At 72.9% G+C, this 16,217-nt stretch carries 17 protein-coding genes and 1 tRNA gene; 9 read left to right on the forward strand and 9 right to left on the reverse strand.

What is annotated here, in order from left to right:
- Window position 1 precedes the first annotated feature (1 nt).
- The 6 genes from ACH9D2_RS00805 to ACH9D2_RS00830 all read right to left on the reverse strand — a co-directional run bounded on the left by ACH9D2_RS00805 (window position 2) and on the right by ACH9D2_RS00830 (window position 6,630).
- A complete protein-coding gene (locus ACH9D2_RS00805) occupies window positions 2–604 on the reverse strand; it encodes a dihydrofolate reductase (RefSeq protein ID WP_396360823.1) in 603 nt (200 codons plus the stop codon).
- Window positions 601–1,443, reverse strand: coding sequence for a thymidylate synthase (locus tag ACH9D2_RS00810; RefSeq protein ID WP_396360824.1), 843 nt, complete (start codon window positions 1,441–1,443; stop codon window positions 601–603). Before ACH9D2_RS00810 ends, ACH9D2_RS00805 begins: the two co-directional genes overlap by 4 nt.
- 67 nt (window positions 1,444–1,510) lie before the next feature.
- A complete protein-coding gene (locus ACH9D2_RS00815) occupies window positions 1,511–2,530 on the reverse strand; it encodes an NUDIX hydrolase (protein WP_396360825.1) in 1,020 nt (339 codons plus the stop codon).
- 92 nt (window positions 2,531–2,622) lie between these two features.
- Window positions 2,623–4,902 (reverse strand): RNA degradosome polyphosphate kinase, encoded by a 2,280-nt coding sequence (locus tag ACH9D2_RS00820; protein WP_396360827.1) that lies wholly within the window; start codon window positions 4,900–4,902, stop codon window positions 2,623–2,625.
- A gap of 61 nt (window positions 4,903–4,963) precedes the next feature.
- Window positions 4,964–5,896, reverse strand: a complete 933-nt coding sequence (gene mshD, locus ACH9D2_RS00825; RefSeq protein ID WP_396360828.1) for a mycothiol synthase — start codon at window positions 5,894–5,896, stop codon at window positions 4,964–4,966.
- A gap of 50 nt (window positions 5,897–5,946) precedes the next feature.
- A complete protein-coding gene (locus ACH9D2_RS00830; protein ID WP_396360830.1) occupies window positions 5,947–6,630 on the reverse strand; it encodes a response regulator transcription factor in 684 nt (227 codons plus the stop codon).
- 204 nt (window positions 6,631–6,834) lie between these two features.
- Here ACH9D2_RS00830 and ACH9D2_RS00835 point away from each other — a divergent pair, with 204 nt between their 5' ends.
- From ACH9D2_RS00835 to ygfZ, 3 genes are all read left to right on the forward strand, one after another.
- Entirely contained in the window at window positions 6,835–7,440 is a 606-nt protein-coding gene (locus tag ACH9D2_RS00835; RefSeq protein WP_396360832.1) for a hypothetical protein, read from the forward strand.
- A gap of 117 nt (window positions 7,441–7,557) precedes the next feature.
- A complete protein-coding gene (locus tag ACH9D2_RS00840) occupies window positions 7,558–8,157 on the forward strand; it encodes an FABP family protein (RefSeq protein WP_396360833.1) in 600 nt (199 codons plus the stop codon).
- Window positions 8,158–8,162: 5 nt separating this feature from the next.
- The gene (ygfZ, locus tag ACH9D2_RS00845; protein WP_396360834.1) at window positions 8,163–9,260 is read left to right on the forward strand and encodes a CAF17-like 4Fe-4S cluster assembly/insertion protein YgfZ; all 1,098 of its coding nucleotides are present in this window, start codon (window positions 8,163–8,165) and stop codon (window positions 9,258–9,260) included.
- A gap of 67 nt (window positions 9,261–9,327) precedes the next feature.
- On the opposite strand, the gene ACH9D2_RS00850 is transcribed toward ygfZ, so the two are convergent.
- Window positions 9,328–10,359 (reverse strand): 6-phosphofructokinase, encoded by a 1,032-nt coding sequence (locus ACH9D2_RS00850; protein WP_396360836.1) that lies wholly within the window; start codon window positions 10,357–10,359, stop codon window positions 9,328–9,330.
- Between the two features lie 198 nt (window positions 10,360–10,557).
- Here ACH9D2_RS00850 and ppk2 point away from each other — a divergent pair, with 198 nt between their 5' ends.
- Window positions 10,558–11,457 carry a polyphosphate kinase 2 gene (gene ppk2 / locus ACH9D2_RS00855; protein WP_396360845.1) on the forward strand — a complete coding sequence of 300 codons (900 nt, stop codon included), beginning with the start codon at window positions 10,558–10,560 and terminating at the stop codon, window positions 11,455–11,457.
- 81 nt (window positions 11,458–11,538) lie between these two features.
- On the opposite strand, the gene ACH9D2_RS00860 is transcribed toward ppk2, so the two are convergent.
- Both ACH9D2_RS00860 and ACH9D2_RS00865 read right to left on the reverse strand, forming a co-directional pair.
- Window positions 11,539–11,874 carry a hypothetical protein gene (locus ACH9D2_RS00860; protein WP_396360838.1) on the reverse strand — a complete coding sequence of 112 codons (336 nt, stop codon included), beginning with the start codon at window positions 11,872–11,874 and terminating at the stop codon, window positions 11,539–11,541.
- Window positions 11,871–13,076 (reverse strand): pyridoxal phosphate-dependent aminotransferase, encoded by a 1,206-nt coding sequence (locus ACH9D2_RS00865; RefSeq protein WP_396360839.1) that lies wholly within the window; start codon window positions 13,074–13,076, stop codon window positions 11,871–11,873. Before ACH9D2_RS00865 ends, ACH9D2_RS00860 begins: the two co-directional genes overlap by 4 nt.
- A gap of 283 nt (window positions 13,077–13,359) precedes the next feature.
- On the opposite strand from ACH9D2_RS00865, the gene ACH9D2_RS00870 reads away from it, so the two are divergent.
- The 5 genes from ACH9D2_RS00870 to rplA all read left to right on the forward strand — a co-directional run bounded on the left by ACH9D2_RS00870 (window position 13,360) and on the right by rplA (window position 16,135).
- A tRNA-Trp gene (locus ACH9D2_RS00870) sits at window positions 13,360–13,432 on the forward strand.
- 111 nt (window positions 13,433–13,543) lie between these two features.
- On the forward strand, window positions 13,544–13,816 hold the full coding sequence (gene secE / locus ACH9D2_RS00875) for a preprotein translocase subunit SecE (RefSeq protein WP_396360840.1): 273 nt from the start codon (window positions 13,544–13,546) through the stop codon (window positions 13,814–13,816).
- 83 nt (window positions 13,817–13,899) lie between these two features.
- Window positions 13,900–14,760 (forward strand): transcription termination/antitermination protein NusG, encoded by an 861-nt coding sequence (gene nusG / locus ACH9D2_RS00880; protein WP_396360842.1) that lies wholly within the window; start codon window positions 13,900–13,902, stop codon window positions 14,758–14,760.
- Window positions 14,761–14,907: 147 nt separating this feature from the next.
- Window positions 14,908–15,339, forward strand: coding sequence for a 50S ribosomal protein L11 (gene rplK / locus ACH9D2_RS00885; protein ID WP_368799086.1), 432 nt, complete (start codon window positions 14,908–14,910; stop codon window positions 15,337–15,339).
- An 88-nt stretch (window positions 15,340–15,427) separates the two neighbouring features.
- Window positions 15,428–16,135, forward strand: coding sequence for a 50S ribosomal protein L1 (gene rplA, locus ACH9D2_RS00890; RefSeq protein WP_396360844.1), 708 nt, complete (start codon window positions 15,428–15,430; stop codon window positions 16,133–16,135).
- Window positions 16,136–16,217 lie beyond the last annotated feature (82 nt).

A 16,217-nucleotide genomic window follows, 5' to 3' on the forward strand; every position in this document is an offset into this window, starting at 1 on the left:
CTCACGCTACCGGAGCCGCCGGGCTGCCGGAACCGCGCGGGCCGCGCGTGCGCCGGTCGATCCGGTAGCCCAGGCCGGTGCGGGACACCGACGGGCCGACGACCGGCTCCGTGGCCCACGCGCCGTCGAGCACCGGGGCGTGCGTGTCCCCGTCGGCGTCGAGGTCGATGACGGTCACGAGCGCCTCCGTCACGGGGTGCTCGGCGTGAGCGAGGGCCTGCCGGTAGACCTCTCCGCCGCCGATCACCCAGATCCGCTCCGCGCCGGGGCTCGTCCGGGCCAGGCGCACGGCCTCGGCGTACGACGCCGCGGTCAGCACCGCCCCGGCGTCCGGGCCCCGGTCCACCCGCTCGGGGGAGGACGTGATGACGATGTTGGTCCGTCCGGGCAGGGGCCGGAAGCGCTCCGGGAAGGACTCCCACGTGCGCCGGCCCATGATCACCGGGTGGCCGGTCGTCGTGCGCCGGAAGAAGGCCATGTCCTCCGGCAGGGACCAGGGCATCGTCCCGGCGCGGCCGATGACCCCGGCGGCGGTCTGGGCCCAGATCGCCCCAACCGTCCCGGTGGGGGCGGACGGGCGGGCCCGGCCCGGTGCGGCGGTCATACGGCCACCGGGGCCTTGATCGCCGGGTGGTGGCGGTAGTCGAGGACGTCGAAGTCCTCGAGCTCGTAGTCGAAGACGGTGGCGGGCCGCCGGGCGAGCCGCAGCCGCGGATACGGGTAGGGCTCCCGGGAGAGCTGCTCGCGGACCTGCTCCACGTGGTTGTCGTAGACGTGGCAGTCCCCGCCGGTCCAGACGAACTCCCCGGGCTCGAGATCGGTCTGCTGGGCGATCATGACGGTGAGCAGGGCGTAGGAGGCGATGTTGAACGGCACGCCCAGGAACATGTCCGCGGAGCGCTGGTAGAGCTGGCAGGACAGCCGGCCCGGCCCGTCCTCCCGGGGCTCCACGTAGAACTGGAACAGCGCGTGGCACGGCGGCAGGGCCATCTCGTCCACCTCGGCGGGGTTCCACGCGGTCACCACGTGGCGCCGCGAGTCGGGATCCGTGCGGATCTGCTCCACGACCTTCGCGATCTGGTCGATCGACCCGCCGTCGGCGGCGGGCCAGGACCGCCACTGCACGCCGTAGACCGGTCCGAGCTCCCCGTCCTCGTCCGCCCACTCGTCCCAGATGGACACGCCCCGCTCCTGCAGCCACCGCACGTTCGAGTCCCCGCGCAGGAACCACAGCAGCTCGAGGGCCAGCGACCTGAAGTGCACGCGCTTGGTGGTCAGCAGCGGGAAGGACTCCGCCAGGTCGAAGCGGATCTGGCGCCCGAAGACGCTGCGCGTCCCGGTGCCCGTGCGGTCGGACTTGTGCACGCCCTGCTCGAGGACCTCGCGCAGCAGGTCCTCGTAGGGCGTCGGCACCGGGGCGGGCACGGGGGCGGGGGAGGTCATGCGGGGCTCCTCGGGAGGGCTCGTGTCGGGGACGGTCGTGGCGGGTCGTGCGGCGTCGGGGGCGGGGTCAGTCGTCGAATGGCTTCACGAGCTCCACGGAGACCACCCGCCGGCGGTGCCGGCGGGAGACCTGGAGCACGATCATCTCGCCGGGGGACAGATACGGGTCCTTGGCCGGGAGCTGTGCGGCGAGCTCGGGGCTCGCGTTCCGGGCGATGGTCTTGATGACGGTGGGCAGCACCGGGCGGTGCGTGCACAGCGCCACGGGCGTGTCCTTGTCGAACATGGTCTGGGCCACGGCCGCGGCCTTCTTGGGGTGGCGCTTGTGCGAGGCCTCCGTGAGCTGGGGGCGTTCCCGCACGGGGACCCCGGCCTTCCTGGCGTACGGCACCACGGTGGAGAGGCAGCGCAGCCAGGGGGAGGTGAGCACCCGCTCGGGGGACCACGCCCGGAGCAGGCGGGTGACGGCGAGGGCCTGGCGCTTGCCGGTCGCGGCCAGCGGCCGGTCGCCCTCGGCCCGGGACCAGGCCGAGCGCGGCTTCGCCTTGGCGTGGCGCACGACGATCGCCGGGCGCGTGGCGAGGTCCCCGCGCTCGTGCAGGTCCACGAGGGCCGCCAGCGGCTCCCGGTCGGAGGGGTTGGTCAGCATCCGGTGCGCCTCGTCGGCCCCGACCCAGCGGACGGCGTCGACCTCCTGGCCGTCGGGCTCGGGCCGTGCGCCGGGGCCGAACTCCGCGGCCCAGTAGTGCACGTCCTTGCTGCCGTCCTTGACGTCGTATCGGATCGTGGGCAGGGGCACCCCCAGGCGCGGGAGCAGGCCGATCTCCTCGCTGACCTCCCGGTGGGCGGTCTCGGGGAGCGTCTCGCCCTCGTCCTGCTTGCCCTTGGGGAAGGACCAGTCGTCGTAGCGCGGGCGGTGGATGAGCAGGACCTCGAGGTCGCCGCCCGTGCGGCGCCAGCACAGGCACCCGGCCGCGAGCACGTCGGCGGGCCGTCTGCTCCCCGCCGCGCTCCTCGCGGCGGCGCGCGCCCCGCCGGTGCTCCCGTCCGTGCTCTGCTCGCCGGTCTTCTCTGCGGTCCTGGGCATGGCCCCTCTTTCGTCCCCTGTCCGTGGTGCACGGGCGTGCCGGGGCCCGTGGTCCGGACCGTCGGGTGGCACCCCCTCGATGGTACCGGCGCTCAGACGGTGGGCCGGCCGAGGGCCCGGCTGCGCAGCAGGTGGTCCTGGACGTCGACGAGCGGGTTCCCCTCGGCGTCCCGGTGGTGGCGGGTCCAGACGCCCTCGGCGTCCAGGTGCCAGCTGGCCGTGGCGTCCGAGACGTAGCGGGCCAGCAGCCGCACGAGCGCCTCCGCCTGCCGGGGGTCCGTGATCCGCACCAGGGTCTCCACCCGGCGGTCCAGGTTGCGGTGCATCATGTCCGCCGAGCCGATGTAGACCAGGGGCTCGCCGGCGTTGCAGAACGCGAAGACCCGGGAGTGCTCCAGGAACCGGCCCAGCACCGACCGGACCCGGATGTTCTCGCTCAGCCCGGGCACCCCGGGGCGCAGCGCGCAGATCCCGCGGACCACCACGTCCACGGGCACCCCGGCCTGCGAGGCCCGGTAGAGGGCGTCGATGACGGCTTCGTCCACGATCGAGTTGCACTTGACCTGGATCCGGGCCGGCCGGCCGTCCCGGTGGTGGCGGATCTCGGCCTCGACCAGGTCGATGAGCCCGGAGCGCACGGAACGGGGCGCCACGAGCAGGCGCTGGAAGGTGGTCTTCGGGGCGTAGCCGGAGAGCTGGTTGAACAGCCGGGACACGTCCTCCCCGACCTCGGGGTCGCACGTGAGCAGGCCCAGGTCCTCGTAGAAGCGCGCGGTGGAGGGGTGGTAGTTGCCGGTCCCGATGTGCACGTAGCGGCGCAGCCCGTGCTCCTCCTGGCGCACCACGAGGGAGAGCTTGCAGTGGGTCTTCAGCCCCACGATGCCGTAGACCACGTGCACCCCGGCCTGCTCGAGCTTGCGGGCCCAGGAGATGTTGGCCTGCTCGTCGAAGCGGGCCTTGATCTCCACCAGCGCGAGCACCTGCTTGCCGGCCTCGGCGGCGTCGATGAGCGCGTCCACGATGGGGGAGTCGCCCGAGGTCCGGTACAGGGTCTGCTTGATGGCCTGGACCTTCGGGTCCGCGGCGGCCTGCTCCAGGAAGGCCTGGACGCTCGTGGCGAACGAGTCGTAGGGGTGGTGCAGCAGCACGTCCCGGGACCGGGTCGCCGCGAAGACGTCCGCGGCCTTGGCGGTCTCCGCGGCGTTGAGGTAGCGGGAGGTGTGGGCCACGTGGCGGGCGTAGTGCAGCTCCGGGCGGTCGATGCCGGCGATGACCCCCAGCCCGCGCAGGTCCAGGGGGGCGGGCAGCCGGTAGATCTCGGACTCGTCGATGCCCAGCTCGGAGACGAGCAGCTCGAGCACCTCGGTGCTGATGCTGTCCGTGACCTCCAGGCGCACCGCCGGACCGAAGCGGCGGCGCAGCAGCTCCTTCTCGAGCGCCTGCAGCAGGTTCTCGGCGTCGTCCTCCTCGACCTCCAGGTCCTCGTTGCGGGTCACCCGGAACACCTGGTGCTCCTCGACCTCCATCCCGGGGAACAGGTCGTCCAGGTGCTGGGCGATGACGTCCTCGAGCGGGATGAAGCGGGCCTGCCCCTGCGGCAGGCGTGACGAGCGGGCCCCGTCCACCGAGAGGAGCCGGGGCAGCTGGTCCGGGACCTTCACGCGGGCGAACAGCCGCTTGCCCGACTGGGGGTTGCGGACCATCACGGCCAGGTTGAGGCTCAGCCCGGAGATGTAGGGGAACGGGTGCGCCGGGTCCACGGCCAGCGGCGTGAGGATGGGGAACACCTGGCGGTGGAAGTCCCGGGTGAGCCGCTCCCGCGTGGCGGCGTCGAGGTCCCCCCAGCCCACCAGGTGGATGTTCTGCCGGGCCAGCTCGGGGCGCACCTGGTCGTGGAAGGTCCGGGCGTGCCGCTCCTGGAGCTCGTGGGCGCGCGCGGCGATGGTGGCCATCTGCTCGGCGGGGGAGTGCCCGGAGGCGGCCGGCCGGGCGATGCCCGTGGCGATGCGCCGCTTGAGCCCCGCCACCCGGACCATGAAGAACTCGTCCAGGTTGGAGGCCACGATGGACAGGAAGTGCACGCGCTCCAGGAGGAAGAGGTCCGGGTCCTCCGCGAGCTCCAGGACGCGGGAGTTGAACGCGACCCAGCTCGCCTCGCGGTCCAGGAAGCGCTCGGGCCCGTGCCGGCCCTCCAGCACCTGCCGGGCCGCGGGCACGGGGTCGTCGATCCGGTCCCGGTCCCCGTGGCCCCGGGCGGCGGCGTCGGGGACGGGGGACTCGTCGGGGCCGCCGGGCGCGGTACCGGGTGCCGGGGCGTCGGGCGTGCCCGGGGCCGGCGCGGACTGCGGAGCGTCCTGCTGGTGCGTGGTCATCACGGTCCTGTCTCGTCGTGTCCGGTCCGGGCGGTCCGAACACGGGGCGGGGCGGGGCGGGTCAGGCGGGGAGGGTCCCGGCGTACATCACGTCGAGGTGCCAGGGCCGGAACCCCAGGGCCTCGTACAGGCGCAGGGCCGCGGCGTTGTCGCCGTCCACGTAGAGCATGACCTCCGCCAGTCCCTGCCGGGCCAGGTGGTTGACACCGGCGGCCGTCAGGGCCCGGCCCAGTCCCGTGCCCTGGTGCCCCGGTGCCACGCCCACGGCGTACACCTCGCCGAGGGGGCCGCGCTCGGCGTCGCCCACGTGGACCTTCGTCCAGTGGAAGCCGGCCACGGTCCCCGGCTCGTCCTCCCGGACGGCGAGCAGGAAGCCGGCGGGGTCGAACCACGGCTCGGCCTCGCGCTGCCGGAGGTCGTCGAGGGTCATCCGGCCCTGCTCGGGGTGCTCGGCGAACGCGGCCGCATTGACCCGCAGCCACTCCTGCTCGTCGCGGCCGGGCTCGAACGCGCGCAGCCGGAAGCCCTCGGGCATCTGCTCGGGGAGGGGGAGGTCCGCGGTGCCCTGCAGGGGGCGCAGCAGCCGGTGCAGGTCCCGCACGGGGGACAGCCCGTGCCGGGAGGCGAGCGCGGCGGCGGCGGGGTGGCCGCCGTGCGCCCAGGCACGAACCGTGCCGGTGGTCCCGTCGGCCACGGCTCCGGCCAGCGCCGTGCCGATCCCGGCGCCACGGCGGGCGGGGTCGACCACGAGCTCCACGAGCTGGGCGCCGTCGGGCTCGGGCACGCGCACGGCCGCGCCGAGGAGCTCCCCGCCGCGCGAGCGCGCCAGGACGGTGCGGACCCGGCCGTCCCGCGCCGTGCGCAGGTCCACCAGCGTCTGGTCGGAGAACGGCGGGTCGCCGTCCGCGGCGGCGGCGCGGGACGCGAGCTCCACGATCTCCTCGGCCGGAGGGACGTCCGGTCGGTCGAGGTCGTACGGCACGGGCTGGGACATGGGGACCTCCTACGGGACGGTGCGGGACGGGCGGGCCGGGGTGGTGGTGCTCAGCTCTCCCGGGCCCGCGTCGTGGCGAAGCTGTAGCCCACGTTACGCACCGTGGTGATCAGGTGCTCGTGGTCGGCGCCGAGCTTGGCGCGCAGACGCCGCACGTGGACGTCCACCGTGCGGGTGCCGCCGTAGTAGTCGTACCCCCAGACCTCGCTCAGCAGCTGGGCGCGCGTGAAGACCCGGCCGGAGTGCTGGGCCAGGTACTTCAGCAGCTCGAACTCCTTGTAGGTCAGGTTCAGGGGCTGGCCGTTGACGTGCGCGGAGTACGCGGCGTCGTCGATGACCACGGAGCCGGCACGGATGCGGGTGTCGTCCTCGGGGACCTCGGCCGTGCGGGAGGAGGCGAGGCGCAGCCGGGCCTCGACCTCCGCGGGGCCGGCGGTGTCGAGCACGACGTCGTCGACCATCCAGTTCGCGGCCACGGCCGCCATCCCGCCCTCGGTGAGGACCATCAGCAGCGGCGCCGCGAGCCCCTTGGCGGTGAGCAGCTGGGCGAGGTTGCGCGCGGTGATCAGATCGGTGCGCCCGTCCAGCAGGACCACGTCCGGGGACCGTCCGTCGAGGCTGCCGGACACGGTCCGGGACGGGGCGACCGAGACCTTGTGGTTGAGCAGGTCGAGGGCCGGGAGCACCGATGCCGAAGGTCCGTCCGCGTCGGTCAGCATCAGGATCTGGAACACTCGTGCTTCTCCACTCTGGCGTACGGACTGAGCTGTCAGTATAGGTCCGGGCCCGCGTCCGGCTCCGCGACGCCACCGGCCCGGGGCGTCCCGCGCCCCGTCCCTGTCCGGCGCCCGGCCCGCGCCCCGCGGCGAGCCGCTATCGTTGCTCGTGTCCGCCCGGGCGCAGGTCCCGACCCTCGACAGTGCAGGAACCCGATCGCCATGAGATACGCCATGATCGCCGCGTGCAGCGTGGTCGGCCTCGTGGCGGCCCTGGCCGCGGTCGCGGTCGCCGGACCCGCACCGCTGCTCCTGGCGCTGGGGATGTCCGTGGTCATCGGCTTCGGCTGGCCGGCGGCCACCGGCATCGAGGCGAGGCACCGCCACAACGTGATCATGAGCGCCGCCGGCATCGTCGCGGCCCTGCTCGTGCAGTTCCTGCCCGGCCAGCAGCTCGTCTGGCTGCCCGCCGTCGTCGGGGTGGCCCTGATGACCGTGTTCGCGGCCGAGCTGGTGCGCGGCGAGGGCGCCGAGCACCGGCTCGAGTCCGCGATCGCCTCGACCGCCGGCGTGCTCGCCGCGGTCAGCTCCTCCGGCTGGATCGCCCTGGCCGGCGACTACCGGGCCACCGGTTCGGACCCCGCACTGCTCGTGGTGGTCGGGGTGGTCCTGGCCGCGCTCGTGGCCCTCGTGGGGGGCCGCGTCATCGCGGCGGCCCCGCCGAGCTCGCTCAAGCGCGGCGTCGTGGCACTCGGCGTGACCCCCGTGGCGTTCCTCGGGGTGGGGGCCGTCTTCACTGCCCGACTGGTGAGCACCGTGGTAGTTTAGGGACCATGCTTGCACTCGAAATCTTCTACCTCGCCCTCCTCGGCATCTCCGGTCTGTTCATCGCCGGGATCTCCCTCAAGGTGGTCCTGGGCCTGTTCAAGGGACAGCACTAGTCCCGTGCCCATCGAGATCCCCTCGGATCTGACGCCCGAGCTCGTCCCGTTCGCCTGGTTGCTGGGGACCTGGGAGGGCGACGGCTTCATGGGCTACGGAGAGGTCGAGCAACGGCCCTTCCGCCAGCACGTGACGTTCGAGCAGAACGGACTGCCGTTCCTCGAGTACCGGGCGCAGACCACGCTCCTCGACGAGGAGGGGCAGCCGATGCGCCCGGCCACCGTGGAACAGGGCTTCTGGCAGCTCGACCGCACCCTCGAGGACGGTGACGTGGGGCCCGGCATGCTCCCGCCGGACCTCGTGCCCGTGATCCAGGGCGCCGAGGACGTGGAGCGGATGCGCAACGCGGACGGCGGCTTCGACGTCCTCGTGACCCTGACCCACCCCGGCGGCGTCGCCGAGCTCTACGCCGGTCAGATCAAGGGCCCGCGGATCGACCTCGCCACCGACGCCGTGATCCGCGCCCGCGGGGCCAAGGAGTACAGCTCCTCGACCCGCATGTACGGACTCGTCCACGGCGACCTGTTCTGGGCCTGGGACATGGCGGCCCTCGGCGAACCCCTGGCCACCCACGCCTCCGCACAGCTGCGGAAGATCGGCTGAATCCTGTGACCGACCACCGTTCGCCCCTGCTCCACCGACCCGGCGCCGTCGAGGCCGAGCACCTGGACCGCGGGGTGGCCGCCCACTACGGCGACCCGCTGCGGGAGCAGCGCTCCCTCGTGCGGACGCCCGGGACCGTGGTCGACCTCTCCCACAAGGGCGTCGTCACCGTCACCGGGCCCGACCGGCTCAGCTGGCTCACCACACTCTCCTCGCAGGTGCTCACCGGGCTCGAGCCCGGACGCAGCACCGAGACCCTGTTCCTGTCCGTGCAGGGACGGATCGAGTACGCCCCCCACGTGGTGGACGACGGCGCCACCACCTGGCTGCTCACCGAGGCCGACGAGACCGCGCCCCTGGTGGCGTGGCTGGAGTCCATGCGCTTCGCGCTGCGCGTCGAGATCGAGGACCGCACCGGCCAGTGGGCAGTGCTCGGCGCCACGGGCCCCGTGCCCGGTCTGCCCGCCACGGTCGTGTGGCGGGACCCCTGGCCCGAGATCGCCGCCGGCGGCTGGAGCTACGCCGTCCTCGACGGCCCCCACCCGGGCGAGGAGCGCACCTGGTGGGAGCACCTGGTGCCCCGCGACGAGCTCGACGCCCTGACCCTCGACCTCCCGCTCGCCGGCGCCTGGGCCGCCGAGGCGCTGCGGATCGCCGCGTGGCGCCCGCGCTGGGGCGCCGAGACGGACGAGCGCACGATCCCGCACGAGCTCGACCTCCTGCGCACCGCCGTGCACCTGGCCAAGGGCTGCTACAAGGGCCAGGAGACCGTCGCCCGGGTGCACAACCTCGGGCACCCGCCCCGCCGGCTGGTGCTGCTCGACCTCGACGGCTCGGAGCACACGCTGCCCGCCGCGGGGGCCGACGTGCTCGCGGGGGACCGCACGGCCGGGCGCGTCACCTCCGTGCAGCTGCACCACGAGCAGGGCCCCATCGCGCTGGCCGTGCTCAAGCGCACCGTCGACCCCGCCGCCCAGCTCGTGGTCACGGACGGCGAGCAGCGGTGGGCCGCGGCGCAGCAGGTCGTCGTCCCGCCGGACGCCGGCCAGGTGGTCGGACGGCAGACGGGCTTCCTCCGCGGCGCCCGGGACGCGCGCGCCTAGCCCAGCGGCTTCCGAGGCGTGCGGCCCCGGGAGCGCGGGCGAACGACCCGCGTCCCGGGTGCGAGCCTCAGCGGCCGAAGAGGACGCGGGCCTCGTCCCAGCGGTGCTGCGGGACGGTCTTGAGCCCCTCGAGCGCGTCGGCGAAGTCGACGCGGACCATGTCGGTGCCGCGGATGGCGACCATCCTGCCCCACTGCTTCTCGTGCACGAGGTCGACCACGGCCATCCCGAAGCGGGTGGCCAGCACCCGGTCGAAGCCCGTGGGGGCGCCCCCGCGCTGGATGTGCCCGAGCGTGGTGTTGCGGGTCTCGATGCCGGTGAGGCGCTCGATCTCCTGCGTGACGTACTCCCCGATCCCGCCCAGCCGCGGGCGGCCGTCGGCCTCGGTGCCCTTGCCGGCCAGCACGTCCTCCCGGTCCTCGGGGATGAACCCCTCGGCCACCACCACCAGCGGGGACCGGCCCCGGTCGTAGACCTCCTGCACCCACGCGCACACCTGGTCCATGGAGACCTTCTGCTCCGGGATCAGCACCGCGTGGGCGCCGGCGGACATCCCCGAGTGCAGCGCGATCCACCCGACGTGGCGGCCCATGACCTCGGCGACCATGCACCGGTGGTGGGACTCCCCGGTGGTGCGCAGCCGGTCCATGGCGTCGGTGGCGATGGAGACCGCGGTGTCGAAGCCGAACGTGTAGTCGGTGGCCTGCAGGTCGTTGTCGATGGTCTTGGGCACGCCCACCACGGGCAGCCCGGCCTCGGCCAGTCGCTTGGCCCCGGCCAGGGTGCCCTCCCCGCCGATGGCCACGATCGCGTCGATCGCGTGGCGCTCGAGCATCACCCCGATGTTCTCCGGCCCACCGCCGGGCCCGGAGTAGGGGTTCGTGCGGGAGGTCCCCAGGATGGTCCCGCCCTCCCGGGCCAGACCGCGGACCCGAGTGCGGGGGAGGTCCATGACGTCGCCCTCGAGCACCCCGCGCCAGCCGTCGCGGAAGCCCACGAACTCGTGCCCGTAGGTCTTGATCCCGTGCAGCACGGACCCGCGGATCACCGCGTTGAGTCCGGGGCAGTCCCCGCCGCTGGTCAGCAGTCCGATCTTCATCCGTACAGTCTCCTCCGGGTGGGCGGGGCGTGCGTGGCGGCCGGGCGTGCACCGGCACGCCCAGTCTAGTGAGTCCGGCCCCCGGCGGCAGGGCCGGGCCCTGCCGTCCCGCGCCCGCGCCGGTCCCCCGGGGCCGGGCCTAGACTGCCGGAGAGGGCCCCGCCGGGCCCGGAAGGAGGGGTGGCGTTGAGCGCGGACATGGAACCGGCCCGGGAGAACCTGAGGGTGTTCATCGACAAGCTGGTCGACCAGGGGTACACGGTGCGGGACGGGCAGTCCCCGGACCCGGACCTCATCGACCCCGGGGGATCGGCCGTGGAGACCTGGCGGGAGGACTACCCGTACGACGAGCGGATGTCGCGGGAGGAGTACGAGCTGGAGAAGTACCAGCTTCAGATCGAGCTGCTGAAGTTCCAGTACTGGGGCCAGGACCACGACCTCCAGCACGTCATCGTGTTCGAGGGCCGGGACGCCGCCGGCAAGGGCGGGACCATCAAGCGCTTCACCGAGCACCTCAACCCGCGCGCGGCCCGCGTCGTGGCCCTGACCAAGCCCTCGGACCGGGAGCGGGGCCAGTGGTACTTCCAGCGGTACATCCGCCACCTGCCCACCGCCGGGGAGATCGTGATGTTCGACCGCTCCTGGTACAACCGCGCCAACGTCGAGCGCGTCATGGGCTTCTGCACGGACCAGCAGTACGAGCAGTTCATGGCCCAGGCCCCCGTCTTCGAGAAGATGCTCGTGGACTCCGGCATCCACCTGACCAAGTTCTGGTTCTCCGTCACCCAGCACGAGCAGCGCACCCGGTTCGCGATCCGCCAGATCGACCCCGTGCGGCGCTGGAAGCTCTCCCCCATGGACCTGGCCTCCTTGGACCGGTGGGAGGACTACACGGACGCGAAGGAGGAGATGTTCCTGCGCACCGACACCGACCACGCCCCGTGGATCACGGTGAAGTCCAACGACAAGAAGCGAGCCCGGCTCAACGCGATGCGGTTCTTCCTGGACCAGTTCGACTACGAGGACAAGGACCCGGACGTGGTCTATCCCCCCGATCCACTGATCGTCCGTCGCGGCCGCGACGCCGTCGGCGACTGAGGCGCGCCCCGGGCACGGGGGACGACGACGCCGCCCGTCCCCTTCCGGGGGCGGGCGGCGTCGCCGCGGGACGGTGTCGGCTCAGCTGCCGGGACGGTCCACCAGGACGGCGTTGGCGGCGGCGTTGACGGCGGTCACGGCCAGGACCGAGGGCCAGGCCCCGATCCGCCTGGCCAGCGGGTGGGAGAGCCCGAAGCCCAGGACGTAGAGCCCGCCGAGCGCGGCCGTGGTCCCCGGTCCGCCGCGGTGCCACCACGAGTGGGCCGCCGCGGCGCCGGCGGCGGCCAGCACGGCCCCGCCCAGGGGGCGGACACCGGTGGCCCGGGCGGTGGCATACCCGCCGATCAGCCCCGCGGTCACGAGTGCCGCCGCGGGCACCGACTCCGCCGCGGCCACGGCGCCGTCGAGGGCGCTCACGCGGCGCCCCCCAGGTACTCCTGGAGCCGGCGCAGGCCCTCGGCGAGGTCGTCGTCGCCCAGGGCGTAGGACAGGCGCAGGAAGCCGGACGGGCCGAAGGCCTCGCCGGGGACCACTGCGACCTCCGCCTTCTCCAGGATCAGCTCCGCGAGCTCGGCGGAGGTCTGCGGCGTCGCGTCGCCGAACCGCCGGCCGAGCAGACCGCGCACGTCCGCGTAGGCGTAGAACGCGCCGGTCGGGGTGGGGCACTCCACACCGTCGATGGCGTTGAGCGCCTCGACCATGACCTTGCGGCGGCGGTCGAAGGCCTCCCGCATCCGGTGGGCCTCGTCGAGGGGACCGGACACGGCCGCGAGCGCGGCCCGCTGGGCCACGTTGTTGACGTTGGACGTCAGGTGGGACTGCAGGTTCGTGGCCGCCTTGACGACGTCCGGGGCCCCGATCATCCAACCCACCCGCCAGCCGGTCATCGCGTAGGTCTTGGCCACGCCGTTGAGGACGACCACGTTCTCGCCCAGCTCGGGCACGGCGGCGGCGATCGAGGTGAACGGCACGCCGTCGTAGGTGAGGTGCTGGTAGATCTCGTCGGTCAGCACGAAGATCCCCTTCTCCGCGGCCCAGCGGCCCACGGCCGCGGTCTCCTCGGGGGAGTACACGGCGCCGGTGGGGTTCGACGGCGAACAGAAGAGCAGCGCCTTGGTGCGCTCGGTCCACGCGGCATCGAGCAGCTCGGGGGTGACCTTGTAGCCGAGCTCCGGCCCGGCGAAGACCTCGACCGGGTTGCCGCCGGCGAGCTTGATGGCCTCGGGGTAGGTCGTCCAGTACGGGGCCGGCAGCAGGACGTCGTCGCCCTCGTCCACGACCGTCGCGAAGGCCTGGAAGACGGCCTGCTTGCCGCCGTTGGTGATGAGCACCTGGGAGGGCTCCACCGTGTACCCGCCGTCCCGGGCGCTCTGCTCGGCCACCGCCTTCCGCAGCTCGGGCAGGCCCGCGGCCGGCGTGTACCGGAAGTTCGCCGGGTCCTGCAGAGCGGCCGCGGCGGCGTCCACGATGTACTGGGGCGTGGGGAAGTCGGGCTCCCCGGCGCCGAAGCCGATCACGGGACGGCCGGCGGCCTTGAGCGCCTTCGCCTTGGCGTCCACGGCGAGCGTCGCGGACTCTGCGATGGCGCCGACGCGCCGGGAAATGCGGGACGTGGTCATGACCGGGGGCCTCCTGGATGGGAACGGACGGTTTCCGCCGGGTGCGGCCACGGCGGTGCGGACGCCCCCATGCTACTCGGGGGTCCGGCGGGCAGGACCGGCGCCCCGGCCGACGGTCCCGCCCGGATTGCACCCCGGAGCCCGGGTCGCCTAGGATGGTCCACTGGTGTCATCGACGCCTGCTCGGCCGCGCCGTCGCGGCGGGGCCGGATGGTAGAGTCGGTGACCGGGTCCGAGCGATCGAGACCGGCGTTCCCACGCCGGCCGAACTCGCGAGGCACGTAGGGCAGTGGCGCAATTGGTAGCGCAGCGGTCTCCAAAACCGCAGGTTGCAGGTTCGAGTCCTGTCTGCCCTGCTCCAGTCCGGGACGGTCCCCGGCACCCCGCACCGGGGTGCCGGGAGCCGCTCCGGCGACGGCGGGCCGGCAGCACCGCGCGGCACGCACGAGTCCACACAGGGAGAGCCGATGTCGCAGACCACCGCCGGCCGGGCGTCGGGCCAGCCCCCGGAGCAGGGGGCCGAGAGCCCCCGCGGCATCTTCGGGCGCCTGTTCCTGTTCCTGCGCCAGGTCGTGGGGGAGCTCCGGAAGGTGGTCACCCCCACCCGGCACGAACTGGTCAACTACGTCCTGGTCGTCCTCGTGTTCGTCGCGTTCATGATGGTGCTCATCTCGGTCCTGGACCTCGGATTCGGGCAGGCCGCCCTGTGGATCTTCGGGCAGGGGGACGCCGCCGGCTGATCCGGGCGGCGCACGGACCGGCGCGGCCGGCCACCGTGACCCAGCAGAGCACGACATCCACGAAAGAACTTGAGGGAGATCCAGTGACCGAGCACGAGCTCGAAAACGGCACCGAGGCACCGGCCGAGGTCGACCAGCAGGCGCCGGAGCTGCCGGAGGCCGAGACCTCCGTGCAGGAGGACGACTTCGCGGCCGCCCACGAGCCGGACGACGCCCCGGTCGCTCCGGCCGCCGACGAGGCTCCCGCCGAACCGGCCCTCGACGAGGCCCCCGCCGACAAGGAGGCCCCCGCAGTTCAGGACGAGGCCCCCGCAGTCCAGGACGAGGTCCCCGCCGTGGACCCCGTCGAGGAGTTCAAGTCGAAGCTGCGCCGCCAGGAGGGTGACTGGTACGTCATCCACACCTACGCCGGCTACGAGAACCGCGTGAAGACGAACCTCGAGACCCGCATCCAGTCCCTCAACATGGAGGAGGACATCTTCCAGATCGAGGTGCCGATGGAGGAGGTCGTCGAGATCAAGAACGCCCAGCGCAAGATCGTGCGCCGGGTGCGGATCCCCGGCTACGTGCTGGTGCGGATGAACCTCACCGACGCCTCCTGGGGCGCGGTCCGCCACACCCCGGGCGTCACCGGCTTCGTCGGCCAGGACGCCTACAACCCCGTGCCGCTGCGCCTCGACGAGGTCTTCGAGATGCTCAACCCGGTCTTCGAGGCCCCCCAGGGCGCCGGCGGCGAGTCGGCCGCCCAGCCCAGCGCACAGCCGCAGATCGACGTCGACTTCGAGGTCGGCGAGTCCGTCATCGTCAAGGAGGGCCCGTTCGAGACCCTCCCCGCCACGATCTCCGAGATCAAGGTGGAGTCCCAGCAGCTGGTCGTCCTCGTGTCGATCTTCGAGCGCGAGACCCCCGTCACCCTCGGCTTCAACCAGGTCTCCAAGATCTGAGCCCTGCGGGCCGCCCGGCCCGCCCCAGTTCCCGGCCTCCGCGGTGCATGCTTCGCCGCCGGGGCCGCCCGGCCGCCGCGCCACGGTGGCCACCCGCCGTCGTACGCTCCTGTGCGCCGGTACGTCCAGCAGAAGAAGGACCAGCACATGGCTCCCAAGAAGAAGAAGGTCTCCGGCCTGATCAAGCTGCAGATCCAGGCAGGCGCCGCCAACCCGGCGCCCCCCGTGGGTCCGGCCCTCGGTCAGCACGGCGTCAACATCATGGAATTCTGCAAGGCCTACAACGCGGCCACGGAGTCCCAGCGCGGCAACATCGTGCCCGTGGAGATCACGGTCTACGAGGACCGCTCGTTCACCTTCATCACGAAGACCCCGCCCGCCGCGCAGCTGATCAAGAAGGCCGCCGGCGTCGCCAAGGGCTCGGGTGTCCCGCACACCCAGAAGGTCGGAAAGCTCAGCATGGACCAGGTCCGCGAGATCGCCGAGACCAAGAAGGAAGACCTCAACGCCAACGACATCGACGCCGCCGCGAAGATCATCGCCGGCACCGCCCGCTCCATGGGCATCGAGGTCGAGTGATCAGCTTCGGCTGACACCACCCACCGTTATTGACGTGGCAGGGCCGAGCGCGGCCCGCAGACCACAACTGCACAAGGAGAAGAAGCAGATGGCAAAGCGCAGCAAGGCATACCAGGCGGCCGCCGCCAAGATCGACGAGGGCACGCTGTACGCCCCGGCCGAGGCCGTGGCCCTGGCCAAGGAGCTCGACACCGCGAAGACCGACTCCACCGTGGAGGTCGTCCTCCGCCTCGGCGTCGACCCCCGCAAGGCCGACCAGATGGTCCGCGGCACCGTGAACCTGCCCAACGGCACCGGCAAGACCGCGCGCGTGGTCGTCTTCGCGACCGGCGACAAGGCCGCCGCCGCCGAGGAGGCCGGGGCGGACTACGTCGGCTCCGACGACCTGATCGCCCGCATCCAGGGCGGCTGGACCGACTTCGACGCCGCCGTGGCCACCCCGGACATGATGGGCAAGGTCGGCCGCCTGGGCAAGGTCCTCGGCCCCCGCAACCTGATGCCGAACCCCAAGACCGGCACCGTCACCATGGACGTGACCAAGGCCGTCAACGACATCAAGGGCGGCAAGATCGACTTCCGCGTCGACAAGCACTCGAACCTGCACTTCATCGTGGGCAAGACGTCCTTCGAGCTCGACAAGCTCGCGGAGAACTACGGCGCCGCCCTCGAGGAGATCCTGCGCCTGAAGCCCTCCGCGTCGAAGGGCCGCTACATCACGAAGGCGACCGTCTCGACCACGTTCGGACCGGGCATCCCGGTCGACCCGAACGCCACCGAGGTCGTCGTCGGCGCCTGACGCCGTGCAGCGGAGCCCGCGGGGCTCCATTGGGTGGGGGCCCGGCCGATGCGGCCGGGCCCCCTTCCCGTCCTGCGGGACC

The organism is Kocuria rhizosphaericola (genome assembly GCF_044462205.1).
GTDB classification, from domain to species: Bacteria; Actinomycetota; Actinomycetes; order Actinomycetales; family Micrococcaceae; genus Kocuria; species Kocuria rhizosphaericola.